We start from the raw sequence: 18,886 nt of genomic DNA, 5'->3' as shown, positions 1-18,886 counted from the left end.
GACACTCCCAATCACGCGATGTTAGCGATCCCACATCGTGATTCAGACACTGAGACACTATGAACGCCTTCCTGTACTCGCGGTCGCACGCCCGTCTGGCGCTGACCCTCCTACTTGCCGCCGGTACGGCGAGCGCCCAGTCGACTGCCCCCACACCACCCGGTAGCGCCTCGCAGGCTCAGATGGGGGAATGGGGTATCGCGCTGGACGAGCGCGACACGACCATCGCCCCCGGCGATGACTTCTACCACTACGTGAATGGTGGCTGGCTGAAGACAACGTCGATTCCACCGGACCGCAGCAACTACGGCGCTTTTACCGTACTGGCCGATCAGGCCGAACGGCAGGTCCATGACATTCTCGAACAGCTCAATGGCGCCAACACGCCGCCGAACTCGCCCCAGCAGCGCCTTGGCGATCTCTACCATGCGTGGATGGATAGCGCGCGCGTCGAGCAGCGAGGACTCGCGCCCATCCGTCCCGATCTTGCGCGAATTCAGGCGGCGACCGACAAGCGCGCGCTGGCGCGATTGATGGGGCGCGCCGATCTGAGTCTCGGCTCCCTGGCGGAGCCCTACGTCGATATCGACGTTCGCGATCCCGAGCGCTATGTGACCTACCTTTCCCAGATGACGCTGGGCCTCCCCACGCGGGACTACTATCTCGACGATCAGCCACGCATGCAGGAGATTCGCGAGGCCTACGTCACTTATATCGCGCAGCTACTCGCCCTCGCCGGCGAGAGCAACTCCGAGGAGAAGGCCAGGCTCGTGCTGGCGCTGGAGACGCGCATGGCCGACGTCGAGTGGGCACCTGCCAAACAGCGTAACCGGTCTCTGACCTACAACCCCATCGACACGGACCAGCTCGCGGTCTACGCCCCGGGGTTCGCGTGGCAGCCCTGGCTCCAGGCGAGCGGCCTCGACGACCAGTCGAAAGTGGTGCTGCGGGAGAACGATGCCATTCGTTCGCTGGCTCGGCTCTTCGACGCCACGCCGCTCTCCACACTCAAGACCTATCTGACTTTTCGGTTGTTGAATGCCAACAGCAGCTACCTGCCCGCCGCCATCGATCAGGCGAGCTTCGCGTTCTACGGCAAGACGCTTTCCGGACAGCCCGAACAACGGGAGCGCTGGAAGCGCGGGGTCGATCTCATCAACAATCAGGTGGGGAAAGCCGCCGGTAAGCTCTACGTCATGCGACACTTCTCGCCCGACGCGAAATCGCAGATGCAGACGCTGGTCGACAACCTCAAGGCGGCCTATCGCGAGCGTCTGACCCATCAGGTCGCGTGGATGACCGAGGAAACGCGTGAACGCGCGCTCGAGAAACTCGACGCCTTCGGTGCCAAGATCGCCTACCCCGAGCAGTGGGAACGCTACGATGGGATGACGATCACCCCCGACGATCTCTACGCCGACGTTCGGGAAGCCCGTCGCTGGCACTGGCAGGATGATCTTGCCAAGCTCGGCGGTCCGATCGATCGAGACGAGTGGTTCATGAACCCGCAAACCGTCAATGCGTACTATTCACCCAACCGCAACGAGATCGTCTTTCCTGCTGCAATACTTCAGCCGCCCTTCTTCGATCCCCACGCCGACCCCGCGGTCAACTATGGTGGCATCGGTGCCGTCATCGGCCATGAGATGAGTCATGGGTTCGACGATCAGGGCCGCAAATCCGACGGCCAGGGGAGGTTGACAGACTGGTGGACGCCGTCCGATACGGCGCATTTCGACCGATTGGCCGCGAAACTCGGCGAACAATACGCCCAGTATGAACCCGTCCCGGGGTACTCTCTCGACCCCGATCTGACCATGGGCGAGAACATCGGTGATCTGGGTGGCCTCAACATTGCGCTCAGCGCCTACCACCGCTCGCTGGATGGCCAGTCGGCGCCCACGCTGGATGGGTTTACCGGCGATCAACGCTTCTTCATGGGCTGGGCGCAGGTCTGGCGTCGCCTTTTCCGACAGGAAGCGCTGATCAATCGCGTCAAGAGTGACCCTCACTCCCCGTCCCAGTTCCGTGCCAACGGTATCGTGCGCAACATGGACGCCTGGTACGACGCTTTCGACGTCGGCCCGGACAACGCGCTCTATCTGCCACCCAAAGAGCGCGTCGTGATCTGGTAGCGCCCGGCGACGACGGGAGTCACCGAGAGGCCAGAGTCTCTGTCGAGAGGCTGTCGAGCGGTGGGTAGGCGGTGTGGTGTGCCCCCGCTGGCGACTCTCCACACGGCAAACGGCCCCGCCCCTTTCCAGGGCGGGGCCGTCTCCTTGTCGGTTAGCTTGGAAGGTTCTCCCAATCCGTTCTCTACCTACGTTCCCTTCGTCGGTTCTCGATGAGCGACGTCGCCTCGCGTGTCTAGAACCGATACGTTGCCTGGGCACCAAAGCCGTGGGCTTCATTTTTGTAATCGGCTTCGTAAGTCGCTCCTCCAGCGCCGTTCAGCAGGTCGCTGCGCTCCTGCGAGACCTCGGTGCGCCGCTCGGTGAGGTAGGAGTAGGCAAGATCGATGGTGAGATCCGGCACCGGCGTCCAGCCCGCCCCCAGCGAGAAGATGCGTCGATCGTCCGAGGGGATGCGCACGCTGCGGTAGGTGTCGTTGGTCGGCGTTTCGTCGAGCGTGACGCCGGCGCGCAGTACCCATTGCGGATTGAGCGCGTACTCGCCGCCCACCGCGAATGCCCAGGCGTTGCGATAGCTCTGCTGCTCCTGAGTAATCGTGTTTCCTGCGTCGCCGGTCACCCGGATTTCATTGAAGCGGTCCCAGCGTACCCAGGAGGCTCCGAACATCAGCTTGAGATCCGGCGTCATCTGCTGGGTAATCGAGAAATTGATGGTCTCCGGTGTCGTGAGATCGAGCTCGGCACTGTCGGCGGCTACCACGTTGCCCAGCGGATCCTTGGCTTCGAAGTCCCCTTCCAGGGTGTAGTCGACCTTGGAGCGGTAGGTCAGGCCCAGCGTCGTCGCTTCGAACGGTCGATAGAGCACGCCGATGTTGTAACCCCAGGCGTCGTCGTCACCGTCGACGCGCGAGTCGATGTCCGCCGCCGAGTTATAGGCAGCGTCGGTGGGAAGCTGCCGACGCAGCTCGCCCTCGACCTGGTTGTAGGTCACGCCAACGCCGAGCGACCACTGATCGTTGAAGCGGTAGGCCAAGGTCGGCTGAACGGTCGCCACGACGACTTCGGTGTAGTCGCCGAAGTAGCGCCCCTGGAAGTCAGCCTCGTAGTCTGTCTTGGAGCCGAAGGGAGCATAGACCCCGAGGCCGAAGGACCAGCTGTCGTTGATCGGCTGGGCATAGAACCCGAACGGGATCACCTTGCTACCGACCATGTCGCCGTCGCTGCTGCCGGGGACTGCGCCGATCGGCACCTGGACCCCCGACGGGGCGCCGCCCCCGGCAACGCCACTATCCACCGACCGGCTCGTGCTCACGTTGTCGATATCGTTTTTGACGTCGAGATAAGTGGCACCGGCGGTAATCTGCGCGCGATCCAGAAACGAGATGCCCGCCGGGTTGCCGTAGACGATGCTGGCGTCGTTGACGTTGGAGCTGCGGCCGGCATGGCCATAGCCCTGCCCGCTCACGCTCTGCTCATTGAGCTGATACCCCCCGGCAACGGCCTGCCCGGAGGCGACGAGACACGCAACGGCGATGGCGAGCGAAAGTCGGTTATCGCGGTTACCCACGCGACGGTCGAAGCGATGACGGTAGCACTGTTCCATAGTCTGTCCCCTGCACTTGTTACCCCTTTCGAGACGAGACGACAGGCGCCATCGCTGAGGGGTTTCCATTGCGGTTGTCGGCGACCGGCACGCTTGCGAAGGCAAGGTGACGTATCGATTTGTCGCCTTCTCTTTTGACGTAAGCGCCCAGGGCCGTCAATTGGCAAACGGTCGTTTCAATCGCGTTTTGGCGCTCTCTTTAGTCTTGGTCGACACAAGTCGTACGACAAAAGCCTCGCTCCATAGGACGGCCGACCGCGCGCGATCGGTGCCGGGCGCTACTGACCCCAGCGACTCGTTTCGCCACCGATTGCCTCCACGCTCTCCGCGCCGATTGACCATTGCCTAACACACAGGTTTTAAGCTGGAGTAGTCAGTTCGAGATCAGGAGGTCGCATGAAAGTCACCGAACTCGCCCGCACGGCCGGCGTCACGCCGGAGACGGTGCGCCACTACTCGCGGCAGGGACTGCTCGTTCCGCGACGCGACCCCGACAACGGCTATCAACTCTACGACCGGCGTGCATTGGGTCGGCTGCGCTTCATACAACGCGCGCGTACGCTCGGCTTCAGCCTCAAGGAGGTCGCCGAGATTCTCGAACAGGCCGACCAGGGTGACTCGCCCTGCCCGCTGGTGCGGGATCTGCTGGCGGCTCGCCTGCCCCGCATTCGCGCCCAGATCGAGGAGCTCCAGTCCCTGGCGACACGCATGGAACAGGCCATCGATGAGTGGTCGACGCTGCCGGACGGCACACCGAACGGCGACAGCATCTGTCGTCTGATCGAGCACGCGGCCGACGATGACGCCACGCGCGGGCAGACGCCATGAACGCGCATCGCTACCGTATCGACGCCATGCACTGCCAGGGGTGTGTCAAACGCATGCGCGCGGCGGTTCAGGCCGAAGACGTCGAGGCCGAGGTCGTCGGCGACCCCGCCGAAAAACGCCTCGACATCGACACGCGACTCGACGCCGAGCAGGTCAGCGCATTGCTGACCGAAGCGGGCTATCCGCCGAACGACGACGGCCACAGGCAGACTGGCTCCGGTGAGCCCGACGCCGCCGCGTCCGGGAGTCCCTCCGCGGACCACCCGACACCGGCCAGCGACGACAGCCGGCCGCGGCGCTTCAGCATCGACGGCATGACCTGCGCCGGCTGCGTCAACGCGGTGCAGAAGGCGCTATCGACAACGACCGGCGTTCAGCACGCCCAGGTCGATTTCGCCGGCGAGAGCGCCCTGGTGACCGGCAGCGCGTCGGATGAGGCGCTGATCGACGCCGTCCGCTCGGCGGGCTATGACGCCACCCCGGTCGAGGATCTCCAAACAGCGAATGAACGCCGCCAGCAGGACGCCGAGCGCCGGATGCGCCGCCACGCTATCGAGTCGGCGGTGAGCCTCGCCCTCGGTCTTCCGCTGATGTTGGCGATGTTCGTTCATACGCCAGCACTCACCGGTGGCGAGCGCTGGCTCTGGTTCGCTCTGGGTATGGCGACGCTGGGCGTGCTGGCGACGGCCGGGCGACGCTTCTTCGACGGCGCCTTCAAGGCGTTTCGTCACCATCAGGCCAACATGGATACGCTGATCGCCCTCGGCAGCGCCGCCGCCTGGCTCTACTCCATGGCGGTGGTGCTCTTCCCCGGCGCCATTCCCGAGGGCTCACGCCATCTCTACTTCGAGGCTTCGTTGATGATCGTGGGGCTGATCGGTCTGGGCCAGGCGCTGGAGCTGCGCGCCCGCGGGCGTACCAGCCAGGCGCTTTCGCGCCTGCTCGACCTTGGCAGTGACACCGCCCGGGTCATCCGCGAAGGCCGCGAGCTGGATGTCGACATCGACACGGTCACGACGGGAGAACGGATTCGCGTGCGCCCCGGGGAGCGGCTACCGGTCGACGGCGAGGTCGAAACGGGCGAGAGCTACATCGACGAATCGATGCTCACCGGCGAGCCGACGCCGGTACGCAAGTCTGCCGGGCAAGCGGTGAGCGCCGGCACGCTCAACGGACAAGGTTCACTGGTTTACCGGGCGACCCAGGTCGGTGACGACACCCGGCTGGGACGTATCGTCGACCAGGTCGCCCGCGCCCAGGCGTCACGCCCGCCGATCGGCGCCCTCGCCGACCGCGTCTCGGCGGTTTTCGTACCCAGCGTCATGATCGCGGCCATGCTCACGGCGCTGATCTGGTTCAACGTCGGCCCGGCGCCTCAGCTCATCCATACCCTGATCGCGGCAACCACGGTATTGATCATCGCCTGTCCCTGCGCGCTGGGCCTCGCCACGCCGATCTCCACCATGATCGGCATCGGCAAGGCCGCCGAACACGGTGTCCTCGTGCGTGACGGCGAGGCGCTGCAATCCGCGAGTCGACTGACCACACTGGTGGTCGACAAGACCGGCACCCTGACCGAGGGCAAACCGCGGGTCATCGGCCGCCACGACGAAAGCCCGAGCCTCTCACGCGCCGAGATCGACGCCATTGTCGTCGCCCTCGAACGCCGCTCCGAGCACCCGCTGGCCGCGGCGCTGCTCGCGGCCACCCATGACGCCGACGCGATCACGATTCGTGACTTCGAGAGCTACAGCGGCCGCGGTGTCACGGCCACGCTGGACGATGGTCGGGGGCTATGGCTCGGCAACGAAGCCATGATGAGTGACGCCGGCATCGACCTCACTGGCCTGCGGGAGACGACGACGCAGTGGCAGCAGCAGGCGGCGAGCGTGATCTATCTCGGCGTCGGTGACGCGCTGGCGGCCGCCTTTGCGGTGCGCGACCCGCTACGTGACGACAGCCAAGCGGCGATCGCAAGGATCCAGGCGGCAGGGCTGAGAGTGGTCATGCTGAGCGGCGACAGCGAAACCGCTGCCCGCGCGATCGCCACCGAGGCAGGCATCGACGAAGTCCATGCCGGGCTGCTGCCGGCGGACAAGCAGCGCATCGTCGAGATGCTACAGGGTCGCGGCGAGCGCGTCGGCATGGTCGGCGACGGCATCAATGACGCCCCGGCACTCGCGCAGGCCGAGGTCGGCTTTGCCATCGGCCACGGCACCGACGTCGCGATCGAGAGTGCCGGCATGACCCTGATGCGCGACTCGCTGCACGGCGTCGCCGACGCCATTGCCATCAGTCGGGCGACGCTCGCCAATATCCGGCAGAACCTGTGGGGGGCGTTCGGTTACAATGCGCTCGGCATTCCCATTGCCGCCGGTGTGCTCTACCCCATCACCGGCGCGCTGCTCTCCCCCCTGCTGGCGGCACTCGCGATGTCGCTGTCGTCGGTCACGGTGGTGAGCAATGCCAATCGGCTGCGGTGGTTCGACCCCGAACGCCAACGCCCGCAAGCGACCCACGACAGAGAGACGGCAGCGACATGACACTGCTCCTCAATACCCTGGGAATCGCCGTGATCGTATTCATCATCTGGTGGTTCTGGCTCAAGGGATGAGTCGTTCCGGCGTCAAGGCCGGAAGACGCAGGGCGAGCCCACGGGCTCGCCCTTTTTTGGGCCTTTGCGTCCCGCCTGCGGGAGGCACGTGGCCCTGCGCGTCGCCGCGCTGTCTCGTCCCTGGCGCCCGAGCCAACCCCATTCAGCTCTGGCTGACGCCGGTGTAGAGTCCGGGGCGGTGGTTGATCGTCAGGATCACACCCAGCACCACGGCACCGATGATCGAATAGATCACGTTGGCCACCGGCAGCACGGCAAACGCTGACAGCATGATCAATCCGTCCAGTGCGAGCTGCACCTTGCCCGCCGGCCAGCCGTAGCGATCCTGCAGATAGACGGCGAGAATGTTGAAGCCGCCGAGGCTGCCCCGGTGTCGGAACAGAAACAGCACCCCGAGCCCGATCAGACTGCCGCCCAGCAGTGCCGCGAACAGCGGCTCCACCTCACCGATATCGAGCCACGCCGGCAGCATCCAGGAGATCCAGGAGAGCAGACTGACCGCGAGAAACGTCTTCAGCGTGAACTGGTGACCAATACGGCGCCACGCCAGCCAGTAGAACGGCAGATTGATGACGAAGAAGACCGGGCCGAAGCTGGCGCCGGTGGCATAGGTGATCAGTAGTGCCATGCCGGCGGTGCTGCCGATAAGGATCTCGGCGTGATGGTAGAGCGCAAGGCCGAGGGCGGCGCAGGACGATCCCAGAATGATGGCAAGACCGTCCTCGTAAGGCCGATGACGCTGCGTGGTTTCCATGAAGCAACCCTTATTGTCGTGCTGCCGGATAGGCAGGTGTTATCGCATGGGGCGCTTGTGGCGCCTCGCACAGGATTATAGCGGCAACACCCACGGTCCGGAGAAACAAGGGGAAGAAACGACAAGGGCGGGACAGGATGTGCGGGGTCGACAACGCGGCGGCCAGCGCCCTGGGGTAGGGCGCGCATCCACTGCCACGCTCGCTAGACGCGCTCGGCGTGCTCGACCATCAACTGCAGCGACTCCCGCCCCTTCCAGCGATTGCGGGAGAGCTTGAAAGCGCAGCGTACGTGATCGCCAGAGGCGATGGGCGCCGCCTCGCCGGGATTGAGGGCCCGAAACCAGATCGCCCGGCTAACCGCTCGCCCCAGCGAGAGCTCGAGCATCAGATGGTTGCCCTCCGCTCCCACCGGGCGTAGCTGTTCGACGATGAACGTCGCCTCGAACAGCGGCGCGTCGAATTCACGACCGTAGGGCGCCAGCGCCGCGAGTTCATCCAGAGTGCCCAGCGTCAACTGATCGGCGTCGAGCTCGCCGTCCGTCCACACCACCGGGAAGAGCTCGCGACCGCCGAGCTGCTCATCGACGGCTTGCCGGAACCTCGCGCTGAACGTCTCCAGCTGCGCCAGCGGCACGCCGACGCCCGCCGCGCCCCGGTGTCCGCCAAAGCGCGGCAGACATTCGGGCGCCAGCTCAACGGTGCGCTGGAGGGCGTCACGCAGGTGAAGCGCATCGATGGAGCGACCGGAACCGGTGAGCATCTCCGGTGCGGTGGCCGGGGTCAGCACCACGGCGGGCCGGCCGAATGACTGCACCAACCGCGAGGCGACGATGCCCTGCACCCCCGGATGACCCTCGGGCAGGTGGATCACCAGCGCGGTGTAATCCTGATCGAGCTGACCCGCAGCCTGCTGCCGCGCCTGCTCGACCATGTCCGCCTCGAGCGCCTTGCGCGACTGATTGTCGTCGTCGAGTACCTGCAGCTTCTGACGCGCCAGCGCATCGTCGGCGGCCAGCATGAAGTGCAGTGCCGCGTAGGGGTCGTCGAGTCGCGAGCGCGCGTTGATGCGCGGGCCCATCTGGAAGGCCAGCGTTTCGGCGTCGAACGGCGTGCTGTCGGCACCGAGGCGCTCGGCCATCACCCGCCAGCAGGGGGCCTCCATGCGGTTGATCAGCCGCAAACCGTACGTCACCACGGCGCGGTTGGCGGCACTCGCCCCCAGCGAAACGCAGTCAGCGACGGTACCGAGCGCCACGTAGGAGAGCCAGGGCGACAGTTTGGGCGTCGACGACGCCAGCACGCCCTGCTCGATCAGCACCGAACGGGTCAGTGACATCACGAGCCAGGCGACCATGCAGCCGGCGATGGTCTTGTCCGGGTAGCGGCAGTCGCTGCGCGTCGGATTGACGGTGGTGTAGGCCGAGGATGGCGGCCCCTCCAGCGGCAGCGCATGGTGATCGGTGACGACGACATCGATACCCGCCGCCCGCAGCCGGGCAATGCGCGGCTCGTCCGAGGAGCCACAGTCGGCGGTGACCACCAGGGTCGGGCGTGGCGAGAGCGCGAGCGTGCGCTCGACCAGCGGCAGGCTGATACCGTAGCCGTCGTTGATGCGGTGGCCGATCAGGCTGTGGATCCTCGACGACGGCACGCCGAAAAGCTCGGTCAGCGCACGCAGCATCACCACGTGGGAGGTAATGCCGTCGACGTCGTAGTCGGTAAGCACGCCGATATGCTCACCCTCGCTGACCGCACGGGCGATACGTTCGGCACTCTTGACGCCGTCGGCAAGCCGGTCGGGATGGCTGAGATAGCGAAGCGACGGGGCGGTCAACGCCTCCAGCGCCCCGTCATATCCGGACAGACGCCCGGCCAGGATGCGCGCCTGCAGCTCGGAGAGACCGAGATCGAGTCCGCGCCGGTAGAGCGACTCGTCCCGCGGGCGAGCCAGAATCCGCCGCCGCGCGGGATCGGTGGACGTCACCTCGGGACTTGGTTCGGGAAGGCCGCCGTCGTCCATACCGCGGCTCAGCGCCGGTGCTCGGCGACGAACGCCTGCACCGCGCCGAGCTCGGCGGGCAGCACGCTGTAGCGCTCCTCGCGCTCGAGCAGGTCGGCCATGTGGGCCGGCAGCGCCGCGCCGGTAAAGCCGGCCTTGACTACCGCTTCGGCGAACTTCGCCGGGTGCGCCGTTGCCAGGGTAATCATCGGCGTCACTGCATCGGCTCGCGCCTGCTCGGCGGCGCGGTAGCCGGTCGCCGTGTGCGGATCGAGCAGCTCCTTGGTGCGGTGATGCGCGTCGCGAATCGCCTCGAGAATCGCGTCGTCGTCGACGCTGAAACTGGCGAAGCGCTCTCGCAGCGACGCCAACGGCGCCTCAGCGAGCACGGCGGGTTCGCGCTGGAAGCGCTCGAGCAGCTCACGAACCGCGTCACCGTCGCGACCGTAGGCGTCAAACAGCAATCGCTCGAAGTTCGACGACACGACGATGTCCATCGACGGCGCCAGCGTCGCAGCCAGTTCACGCTTGGAGAAGTCGTTGTCGGCGAGCGTGCGGTGGAGAATGTCGTTGGCGTTGGTGGCAATGACGAACTGCTTCACCGGCAGGCCCATCTGCGAGGCCATGTAACCGGCAAAGAGATTGCCGAAGTTGGCGGATGGCACACAGAAGCTGATCTCGCGGTGCGGGGCGCCCAGCGCCACGCCGGCGGCCACGTAGTAGACGATCTGGGCCATGATGCGCGCCCAGTTGATCGAGTTTACCGCCACCAGGCGGGCGCCGTTCAAGAACGCTTGATCGGCGAAGCTCGCCTTCACCATCGCCTGGGCGTCGTCGAAATTGCCCTCGATGGCGACGTTGAAGACGTTGTCCGCCAGTACCGTAGTCATCTGCCGACGCTGCACTTCCGAGACCCGGTTGTGCGGGTGGAGGATGAAAATATCGAGATTGTCGCAGTGCCGACAGCCTTCGATGGCCGCCGAGCCGGTATCACCGGAGGTCGCCCCCATGATCACCGCGCGCTCGCCGCGCTTGTCCAGGAAGTGATCGAGGATGCGTCCCAGCAGCTGCAGCGCCACATCCTTGAACGCCAGCGTCGGGCCGTGGAACAGCTCGAGCAGGAAATGATTGGCGTCGAGCTGATTGAGCGGCACCACGGCATCGTGGGTGAAAGTGGCGTACGCCTCGTTCACCAGGGTGCGGAAGGTGTCGTCGTCGATCTCGCCGCCGACGAAGGGCTTCATCACCCGGAACGCGATCTCGGCATACGACAGCCCCGCCATCTCGGCGAGTTCGTCGTGACTGAACTGAGGCACCGTCTCCGGCACGTAGAGGCCGCCGTCGACCGCCATTCCTGTGAGGACCACTTCCTCGAAACTCAGCGCCGGTGCCTGCCCGCGCGTACTGATGTATCGCATGTTTCACTCCGTGAGTGGCGTGCCTCGAGCGTCGAGTCGCCATCCTGCCGATATCACTGCTCGCGGGTGTCATCGTGTTGATGCCCGTTCCGATCACGGACCTGCATGCACCCTGCGTCGAGACTCGCCGCTCGCAGCGCGGGGGTTATTCCTGCTCGTCCAGGGACTCGACGCGGATTCGTGTGACCGCGCCGGCGACGTCCGCCAGCGACTCGAGCTGACGGATCGCCTCGTTCATGTGCTTTTCGCGGGTACGGTGAGTCATCAGGATGATCGGCACCAGCTCGCCTTCGGTCGCCTCTTTCTGGATGATCGCCTCGATCGAGATGCCCTGCTCGGAGAGGATCGTGGCCACCCTGGCCAGCACACCGGGCCTGTCGACCGCCAGCAGCCGCAGATAGTAGGCGGTGACGATTTCCTCCATCGGCAGAATCGGCAAGGCATTGGCCTCGTCGTGAATGCCGCTGAATGCCAGATAAGGCACGCGATAGTCGTGGTCGGTAGCGATGTTGCGCGCAACGTCGAGCAGATCCGCGACGACCGCCGAGGCGGTAGGCTCGGCGCCGGCGCCAGCCCCGTAGTAAAGCGTCGGGCCGACGGCATCGCCCATCACCGCGATGGCGTTCTTGACGCCGTGGACGTTGGCGAGCAGGCGTTCCTTGGGAATCAGCGTGGGATGGACGCGCAGCTCGACGCCGCTCTCGCTGCGCCGGGTGATCCCCAGGTGCTTGATGGTGTAGCCGAGATTGTCCGCCTGCTCGACATCGTCGAAGGTGATCCGGGCAATGCCTTCAGTGTAGGCGTGATCGAACTGCAGCGGCACGCCGAAGGCGATGGAAGCGAGAATGGTGAGCTTGTGCGCGGCATCGATACCTTCGACGTCAAAGGTGGGGTCGGCTTCGGCATAGCCCAGCGCCTGCGCTTCGGCAAGAACGTCGTCGAACGCCCGCCCCTCGTCGCGCATGTGCGTCAGGATATAGTTGCCGGTGCCGTTGATGATGCCCGCGAGCCACTGGATGCGATTGCCGGCGAGCCCTTCGCGCAGCGACTTGATCACCGGAATGCCGCCCGCGACCGCCGCCTCGAAGGCGACGATGACGCCCTTTTCGTGGGCGGCGCGGAAGATCTCGTTGCCATGCACGGCGATCAGCGCCTTGTTGGCGGTGACGACGTGTTTGCCGTTCTCGATCGCGGTCATTACCAGTTCGCGGGCCACGTCGTAACCACCGATCAGCTCGACCAGCACGTCGATATTCGGGTTACGAGCGACCTCGAAGATGTCACTGGTGGTCTTGATTCCAGCGGTGTCGCAGTCAGGGTTGTCGCGCCGCGCCCCGACCTGCTCGATGACGATGGGGCGACCGGCGCGACGCGCGATCTCGTCGGCGTTACGCGTGAGCACGTTGAAGGTGCCGCCGCCGACGGTGCCCAAGCCGCAGAGTCCCACTCTCACCGGATTCAAGATGACGCTCCTTCGATTGATTGAAACTGATCTGTCGTCGTCGAGACGCTCGCGGGTCGTGAACCGGTGCACACCGGTCGACGATCGATGTTCCCGGCCGGCCGAACACACCGTTTCGACCGGACCGAACCGCCCGTTTCGCTACCGGCCACTGCGTGACCGGGCGCTCGGGGGTCGGTCACGGTAGAAAGCCCCTTGACACTTGTCAAGCGCCCTCGCAACGCGGGCCGAGAAGCCGACTCAGTTGTCGCGCCCGTCCTGCTCGAGCATCGCTGCGAGCCGCGCGACCGGAAGGTAGCCCGGCACCATCTTGCCGCTGGGGAAGATGATCGCCGGCGTGCCCTGAATCCCGGCCTCGACGCCCAGCTGATACTGCTCGGCGATGGGCGCGTCGCAGTGATCGGGCACTTCGATCGTCTCGCCACGGAAGGCTGCGCTCATCGCTTCCGGGCGGTTGTCGGCACACCAGACACCGGCGAGCTGGCGGGCGACCTCGGAGTTCGGTCCCATGCGCGGAAACGCCAGGTAGTCGACCTCGATGCCGCGCTCGTTGAGCTCGCTCATCTCTTCATGAAACTTGTGACAGTACGGACAGGTCGGATCGGTGAAGACGGTCAGGCGCGCCCGGACCTCGCCGGCCGGCTTGTAGATGACCCGCTGGTCGTCGGGTATCGCCGCCAACCGGGCCTGGCGCCGAGCATTGGCCGCCTGCTCGGTCAGGTTGACCATCCCTGACTCGGCATTCTGATAGAGATCGCCGACGATCAGGTACTCCCCATTGCTGTCCGAGTAGAGCGTATTGCCCCCCTTCAAACGTACCTCGTACAACCCGGGCAGCGGCGAATCGTCGATCGCATCGATGGGGAGCGGCTGCCCGCCCTTGGCATTGAGCTTGTCGGCGAGATCCGCCGGCGGTTCGGCAAAGGCACTCACGGAGAGCGTCGCGCCCGCCAGGGCAAGCGCAGAGAGAAACAAACGACTGATCATCTTCAACCTCTAGGATGGTGTTGGGCGTGCAGCGCCTCGAGCCGGGCCTGCGCCACGTGCGTGTAGATCTGGGTGGTCGACAGGTCGCTATGCCCCAGCAGCAGCTGTACGACACGCAGATTGGCGCCATGATTCAAAAGATGGGTGGCGAATGCATGCCTGAGCGTATGCGGCGAGAGCGGCTTGTCGATCGCGGCGAGCTCGGCGTAGTGCTTGAGACGATACCAGAAGGTCTGACGCGTCATGAATCCGTCGTTGCGCCCGGGAAAGAGCGGCGGTCGGCGAATGTCGCTCATCAGCTCGTTGCGACCCTGACGCAGGTAACGCTCGAGCCACGCCAGCGCCTCTTCCCCGAGCGGCACGAGCCGCTCCTTGTCGCCCTTGCCGCGGATTAGCACGACGCCCTGGCGCGGATTGACCGCGCTCACCGTCAACCCGACCAGCTCGGAGACGCGAAGCCCACAGGCGTAAAGCACTTCGAGCATGGTGCGATCGCGAAGCCCGAGCGGCGTCTCGACGTCGGGGGCATTCAGCAGGCGTTCCACCTCGGCTTCCTCGAGCGTCGAGGGCAGCGAAGGGTGGATCCTCGGCGGCTCGATCTCGGCAAGCGGGTCGTGATCGATCAGCCCCTCGCCAAGGGCCCAGCGGTAGAAGCGCCGAAGACAGGAGAGCGCGCGCGCGATGGAACGGGCATGGTGGCTCTCTCGCCTTGCCTCGACGAACGCCAGCAGCGTTGGCTCACCGGGGTCCAGCAGGCTTCGCCCCTGCGCCTCGAGATAGCCCATCCAGGTCGAAAGATCGTGTCGGTAGGCGCTCAGCGTGTGTTCGCTGGCACCGCGCTCGAGCCAGAGCGCGTCGAGAAAAGCATCGCGCCGGTCGGCATCCGTCATGCGAAAGCTCGCTCTGTGGGTGGAGAGTCAGTCGATAGACGTCATGTCAGTCGATCCGCGCAATGCGCCATCATAACGCAAAGACCCCGCGAGCCTCTCGGCTCGCGGGGTCTTCGAACTGACCTGTCGGCAGTGCCCGGCGTGGCGTCCAGGCAAAGACCGATTTAGCCCAGCTTTTCCTTGATACGCGCGGATTTGCCGCTGCGCTCGCGGAGGTAGTACAGCTTCGCCTGGCGTACGTCACCGCGACGCTTGACTTGGATACCTGCCACCAGCGGGCTGTAGGTCTGGAAGGTACGCTCGACGCCGACACCGTGAGAGATCTTGCGCACGGTGAAAGCGGAGTTCAGGCCGCGGCTACGCTTGCCGATTACCACGCCTTCGAACGCCTGGAGACGCTCGCGGCTACCTTCAACGACCTTGACCTGGACAACGACGGTATCGCCCGGGGCGAACGCCGGAATTTCCTGGGTCATCTGCTCGTTCTCGAGCGCCTGGATCACCTTGCTCTTGCTGCTCATGTCTTGCTCCTCGTTAGGGAGTGCCCGTGGGCGCTCCGTGATCCCGGCGCTCGGCTGACCGGCGCGGAATCGGACTCGTGGATGACGCATGCAGACGATGGGTCTCGCCTCATGCACCGCCGTCGCGTGCGACGTGTTCATCGATGAATTCATCGAGCAGACGCTGCTGCTCGCGATCCAGCGTTCGGCTCTCAAGCATGTCCGGACGTCTGAGCCAGGTACGTCCGAGCGACTGTTTCAGGCGCCAGCGACGAATCATCTCATGATTGCCACTGAGCAGGACATCCGGTACCTGCCGCTCATCGACCTTTTCCGGTCGCGTGTAGTGCGGACAGTCGAGCAGTCCATCGGCAAAGGAGTCTTCACTTGCCGAGTTCTGGTGCCCGAGAACGCCGGGAACCTCCCGCGACAGCGCGTCGATCATCACCATGGCGGGTAGCTCGCCACCGCTGAGCACGTAATCACCGATCGACCATTCTTCGTCGATATCGGCTTCGACCACGCGCTCGTCGATGCCTTCGTACCGCCCGGCCACCACGATCAGTCCCTCCCGAGAGGCGAGCTCACGGGCGCCGGCCTGGTCGAGTCGGCGGCCCTGCGGCGACAGGTAAATCACCGTAGGCCGATGTCCGGCTTCGACCGCGCCTTGCTTGGCATCCGCGATGGCCGCCCGCAGCGTGTGGACTTTCATCAGCATGCCGGGGCCGCCACCGTAGGGTCGGTCGTCCACCGTGCGATGTCTGTCCGTGGCGTAGTCCCGGGGATTCCAGAACGCCATGTCGAGCAGACCTCGATCCACGGCACGCCCCGTCACGCCATATCGCGTCACGGCTTCGAACATCTCCGGGAACAGGGAGACGACACCAATCCACACGGTTAACGACTCCTACCCTTGGACTGACGGAGGTTTCCGTCCAGTACGACGCCGCATTTCAGGTCACGACCTAAAATTCGGGGTCCCAATCGACGGTCATGATGCCCTGCTCGAGATCGACACCGACGATGACATCGTCGGGCAGAAACGGCAGAAGCCGCTCGCGATCATCGAGACTGCCCGTCACCGGGCGAACCACCAGAACGTCGTTGGCGCCGGTCTCGAACAGATGATCGATCTGGCCCAGCTTGAGACCGTCTCGGGTATGCACCTCGAGACCCTCCAACTGATACCAGTAGTACTCGTCACTATCGAGTTCGGGTAACGCCGTCTTGTCCATCAACACCTCGGCGCCGGCCCACTGCTCGGCCAGCTCCCGCGTGTCAATGCCTTCCAGTCGCACCACCAGCGCCTTGCCCTGAACGCGCGCATCGAGAAGCTTTCGCGTCTCGCTTCGCCCCTGCATCGAGAGAGTCCACGCGGGATACTCGAAGAGGTTCTGGGCCGGGCTGGTGTACGAATAGACCTTCAGCCAACCTTTCACGCCGTGCGGACTGGTCAACCGACCCAGCAGAACGTGCTGCGTGTCGCCGGTATTGTCTTGGGCCGCTTCGGTCATGATGGGGTCGATTTAGGCCTGTGCCTTGCGTGCTTCTTTCACCAGCTCAGCGACACGCTCGGACATCTGCGCGCCATGAGACTGCCAGTGAGCGACACGGTCGAGGTCGACGCGAAGACGTTCTTCCTGACCGCGAGCGATCGGGTTGAAAAAGCCTACGCGTTCGATGAAACGACCATCGCGAGAAACGCGCGAATCGCTTACCGCCAGGTGGTAGAAGGGACGCTTCTTGGCGCCACCACGTGCCAGACGAATGGTAACCATTGCGTTGATAATCCTTCGGTTAAGTTGATCTTTACGCCACGGATTCGAGTCTTGCCGGGCGTACGCCCGAGACGAAGACGCAGCATTCTACGGAAAAGGCCGCGTCAAGGGAACCTTTAACTCGCGACGGGTCGCGGGCGAGCCACCGGCAGGCGCGGCTCAGCGCCAGGGGAACCCGCCGCCGCCCGCGCCACCGCCACCCATACCGCCGGGGCCGCCCATGCCTCCCGGGCCACCCATACCGCCCGGGCCACCGGAGCCGCCGCCCATCATGCCGGACATGCCGCGCATCATTTTCTGCATGCCGCCCTTCTGCCCGGCCTTCTTCATCATTTTCTGCATCTGCTTGTGCTGCTTAAGCAGGCGGTTGAGATCCGGCACCTGCAGCCCCGCGCCATTGGCGATGCGGCGCTTGCGCGAACCGTTGATGATCTCCGGTTTCTGTCGCTCTTTTGGCGTCATCGAGTTGATCAGCGATTCGAGCTTGCCGAACTCCTGCTCCGCGCCTTTGCTCTGCGCCATCTCGGCCATCTGGCCCATGCCCGGCATCTTGGACATCATGCCGCCCATGCCGCCCATCTTCTTCAACTGCTGAAGCTGGTCGCGGAAGTCCTCGAGATCGAAGCCCTGACCCTTCTTGACCTTCTTGGCGAGGCGATCGGCCTTGCTCTTGTCGACGCTGCGCTCTGCCTCTTCGATCAGCGACAGCATGTCGCCCATACCGAGGATGCGCGAGGCGACACGGTCCGGATGGAACGGCTCCAGGGCGTCGACCTTCTCGCCCATGCCCATGAACTTGATCGGCTTGCCGGTAACGTGACGAACCGACAGCGCCGCGCCGCCGCGGGCATCACCGTCGGCCTTGGTCAGAACCACGCCGGTCAGCGGCAACGCGTCGTGGAACGCCTTCGCCGTGTTGGCGGCGTCCTGCCCGGTCATGGCATCGACGACGAACAGCGTCTCTTCCGGCTGAATGGCGCGATGGAGGGACTGGATCTCCTCCATCATTGCCTCGTCGACCGCCAGGCGGCCGGCGGTATCGACCAGCACCACGTCATGGAACTGGATCTTGGCGTGCTTGATCGCCGCCTCGGCGATCGCCACCGGCTGCTGACTGCTATCGGAGGGGAAGAAGTCGACGGAGACCTCTTTCGCCAACGTCTCGAGCTGATCGATGGCCGCCGGGCGATAGACGTCGGCAGAGACCACCAGGACTTTCTTCTTCTCGCGCTCGCGCAGGTACTTGGCGAGCTTGGCCACGGAGGTGGTCTTGCCCGCGCCCTGCAGACCCGCCATCAGCATCACCGACGGGGTGCCCTTGAGACTCAGCGCCTCGTTGGCCTGCCCCATGATCGACTCCAGCTCCTGCTGGACGATCTTGACGAACTGCTGGCCCGGCGAAAGGCTCTTGGAGACCTCCTGCCCGACAGCTCGTTCGCGGACCCGGTCAACGAAATCCTTGACCACCGGCAGCGCGACATCGGCCTCGAGCAGGGCTCGCCGGACCTCACGCAGGGTATCCTTGATGTTGTCTTCGGTCAGACGCGCCTGACCCGTCACCGACTTCAGCGTCTGCGACAGGCGATTGGAGAGACTTTCGAACATGGAACGCTCCGGGCAGCAATGCCGGGCGCCGCTGGGTTCGAGGATGCGAGCGCGGCGCCGCTGATAAGAATGTGGCCGATCATTATACGCGCGCAATCGCCTGGGCTCCATGCAGCGAAAGCCCGCGTCGAACCGCCGCCGACACGCGATGGGGTTGGGCGAGGCTCGGCCAATTGGGTATAGTGGCCTACGAAACGCGAGCCTTTATCATTTGTCAGGGCGAATCATCCGATGGGGCAAGCCCGTCGTCGCCTTCGACTCCCGACGTTCATTCCGCGTGACGCCGCGTTCACGACTGTCGCGGTCATGGCGACC

Annotated in this window: 15 protein-coding genes; 3 read left to right on the top strand and 12 right to left on the bottom strand. The window is 64.9% G+C overall.

The window, feature by feature from the left end:
• Positions 1 to 59 precede the first annotated feature (59 nt).
• Entirely contained in the window at positions 60 to 2,135 is a 2,076-nt protein-coding gene (locus DOM41_RS07250; RefSeq protein ID WP_110686157.1) for a M13 family metallopeptidase, read from the top strand.
• A gap of 232 nt (positions 2,136 to 2,367) precedes the next feature.
• On the opposite strand, the gene DOM41_RS07245 is transcribed toward DOM41_RS07250, so the two are convergent.
• The gene (locus tag DOM41_RS07245) at positions 2,368 to 3,735 is read right to left on the bottom strand and encodes an OmpP1/FadL family transporter (protein WP_110686156.1); all 1,368 of its coding nucleotides are present in this window, start codon (positions 3,733 to 3,735) and stop codon (positions 2,368 to 2,370) included.
• Positions 3,736 to 4,131: 396 nt separating this feature from the next.
• Here DOM41_RS07245 and DOM41_RS07240 point away from each other — a divergent pair, with 396 nt between their 5' ends.
• Together DOM41_RS07240 and DOM41_RS07235 are read left to right on the top strand one after the other, a co-directional pair.
• Positions 4,132 to 4,563, top strand: coding sequence for a MerR family transcriptional regulator (locus DOM41_RS07240; RefSeq protein WP_110686155.1), 432 nt, complete (start codon positions 4,132 to 4,134; stop codon positions 4,561 to 4,563).
• Complete coding sequence (locus DOM41_RS07235; RefSeq protein WP_245391769.1) at positions 4,560 to 7,106, top strand: heavy metal translocating P-type ATPase; 2,547 nt, start codon at positions 4,560 to 4,562, stop codon at positions 7,104 to 7,106. The genes DOM41_RS07240 and DOM41_RS07235 overlap by 4 nt, the downstream gene beginning before the upstream one ends.
• 213 nt (positions 7,107 to 7,319) lie before the next feature.
• Here DOM41_RS07235 and DOM41_RS07230 read toward each other — a convergent pair whose 3' ends face one another.
• From DOM41_RS07230 to ffh, 11 genes are all read right to left on the bottom strand, one after another.
• The gene (locus DOM41_RS07230) at positions 7,320 to 7,931 is read right to left on the bottom strand and encodes a YitT family protein (protein WP_110686154.1); all 612 of its coding nucleotides are present in this window, start codon (positions 7,929 to 7,931) and stop codon (positions 7,320 to 7,322) included.
• Positions 7,932 to 8,134: 203 nt separating this feature from the next.
• The gene (locus DOM41_RS07225; RefSeq protein ID WP_110686153.1) at positions 8,135 to 9,952 is read right to left on the bottom strand and encodes a single-stranded-DNA-specific exonuclease RecJ; all 1,818 of its coding nucleotides are present in this window, start codon (positions 9,950 to 9,952) and stop codon (positions 8,135 to 8,137) included.
• A gap of 8 nt (positions 9,953 to 9,960) precedes the next feature.
• Positions 9,961 to 11,349, bottom strand: a complete 1,389-nt coding sequence (gene thrC / locus DOM41_RS07220) for a threonine synthase (RefSeq protein ID WP_110686152.1) — start codon at positions 11,347 to 11,349, stop codon at positions 9,961 to 9,963.
• Between the two features lie 145 nt (positions 11,350 to 11,494).
• Positions 11,495 to 12,811 carry a homoserine dehydrogenase gene (locus DOM41_RS07215; RefSeq protein ID WP_110686151.1) on the bottom strand — a complete coding sequence of 439 codons (1,317 nt, stop codon included), beginning with the start codon at positions 12,809 to 12,811 and terminating at the stop codon, positions 11,495 to 11,497.
• A gap of 240 nt (positions 12,812 to 13,051) precedes the next feature.
• Positions 13,052 to 13,798 carry a DsbC family protein gene (locus DOM41_RS07210; RefSeq protein ID WP_110686150.1) on the bottom strand — a complete coding sequence of 249 codons (747 nt, stop codon included), beginning with the start codon at positions 13,796 to 13,798 and terminating at the stop codon, positions 13,052 to 13,054.
• Positions 13,799 to 13,800: 2 nt separating this feature from the next.
• A complete protein-coding gene (gene xerD, locus DOM41_RS07205; protein WP_110686149.1) occupies positions 13,801 to 14,688 on the bottom strand; it encodes a site-specific tyrosine recombinase XerD in 888 nt (295 codons plus the stop codon).
• A 164-nt stretch (positions 14,689 to 14,852) separates the two neighbouring features.
• Positions 14,853 to 15,209 carry a 50S ribosomal protein L19 gene (gene rplS / locus DOM41_RS07200; RefSeq protein WP_110686148.1) on the bottom strand — a complete coding sequence of 119 codons (357 nt, stop codon included), beginning with the start codon at positions 15,207 to 15,209 and terminating at the stop codon, positions 14,853 to 14,855.
• Positions 15,210 to 15,318: 109 nt separating this feature from the next.
• Positions 15,319 to 16,083, bottom strand: coding sequence for a tRNA (guanosine(37)-N1)-methyltransferase TrmD (gene trmD, locus DOM41_RS07195; RefSeq protein WP_110686147.1), 765 nt, complete (start codon positions 16,081 to 16,083; stop codon positions 15,319 to 15,321).
• A 70-nt stretch (positions 16,084 to 16,153) separates the two neighbouring features.
• The gene (rimM, locus tag DOM41_RS07190) at positions 16,154 to 16,702 is read right to left on the bottom strand and encodes a ribosome maturation factor RimM (protein ID WP_110686146.1); all 549 of its coding nucleotides are present in this window, start codon (positions 16,700 to 16,702) and stop codon (positions 16,154 to 16,156) included.
• A 12-nt stretch (positions 16,703 to 16,714) separates the two neighbouring features.
• Positions 16,715 to 16,966 (bottom strand): 30S ribosomal protein S16, encoded by a 252-nt coding sequence (gene rpsP, locus DOM41_RS07185; protein ID WP_110686145.1) that lies wholly within the window; start codon positions 16,964 to 16,966, stop codon positions 16,715 to 16,717.
• A 159-nt stretch (positions 16,967 to 17,125) separates the two neighbouring features.
• Positions 17,126 to 18,571 (bottom strand): signal recognition particle protein, encoded by a 1,446-nt coding sequence (gene ffh / locus DOM41_RS07180; protein WP_110686144.1) that lies wholly within the window; start codon positions 18,569 to 18,571, stop codon positions 17,126 to 17,128.
• Positions 18,572 to 18,886: the final 315 nt, after the last annotated feature.

The organism is Salinicola aestuarinus, assembly GCF_003206645.1.
GTDB lineage: Bacteria > Pseudomonadota > Gammaproteobacteria > Pseudomonadales > Halomonadaceae > Salinicola > Salinicola aestuarinus.
Note: the sequence above shows the minus strand (reverse complement) of the source record. Positions and strands in the feature narration are given on the sequence as shown.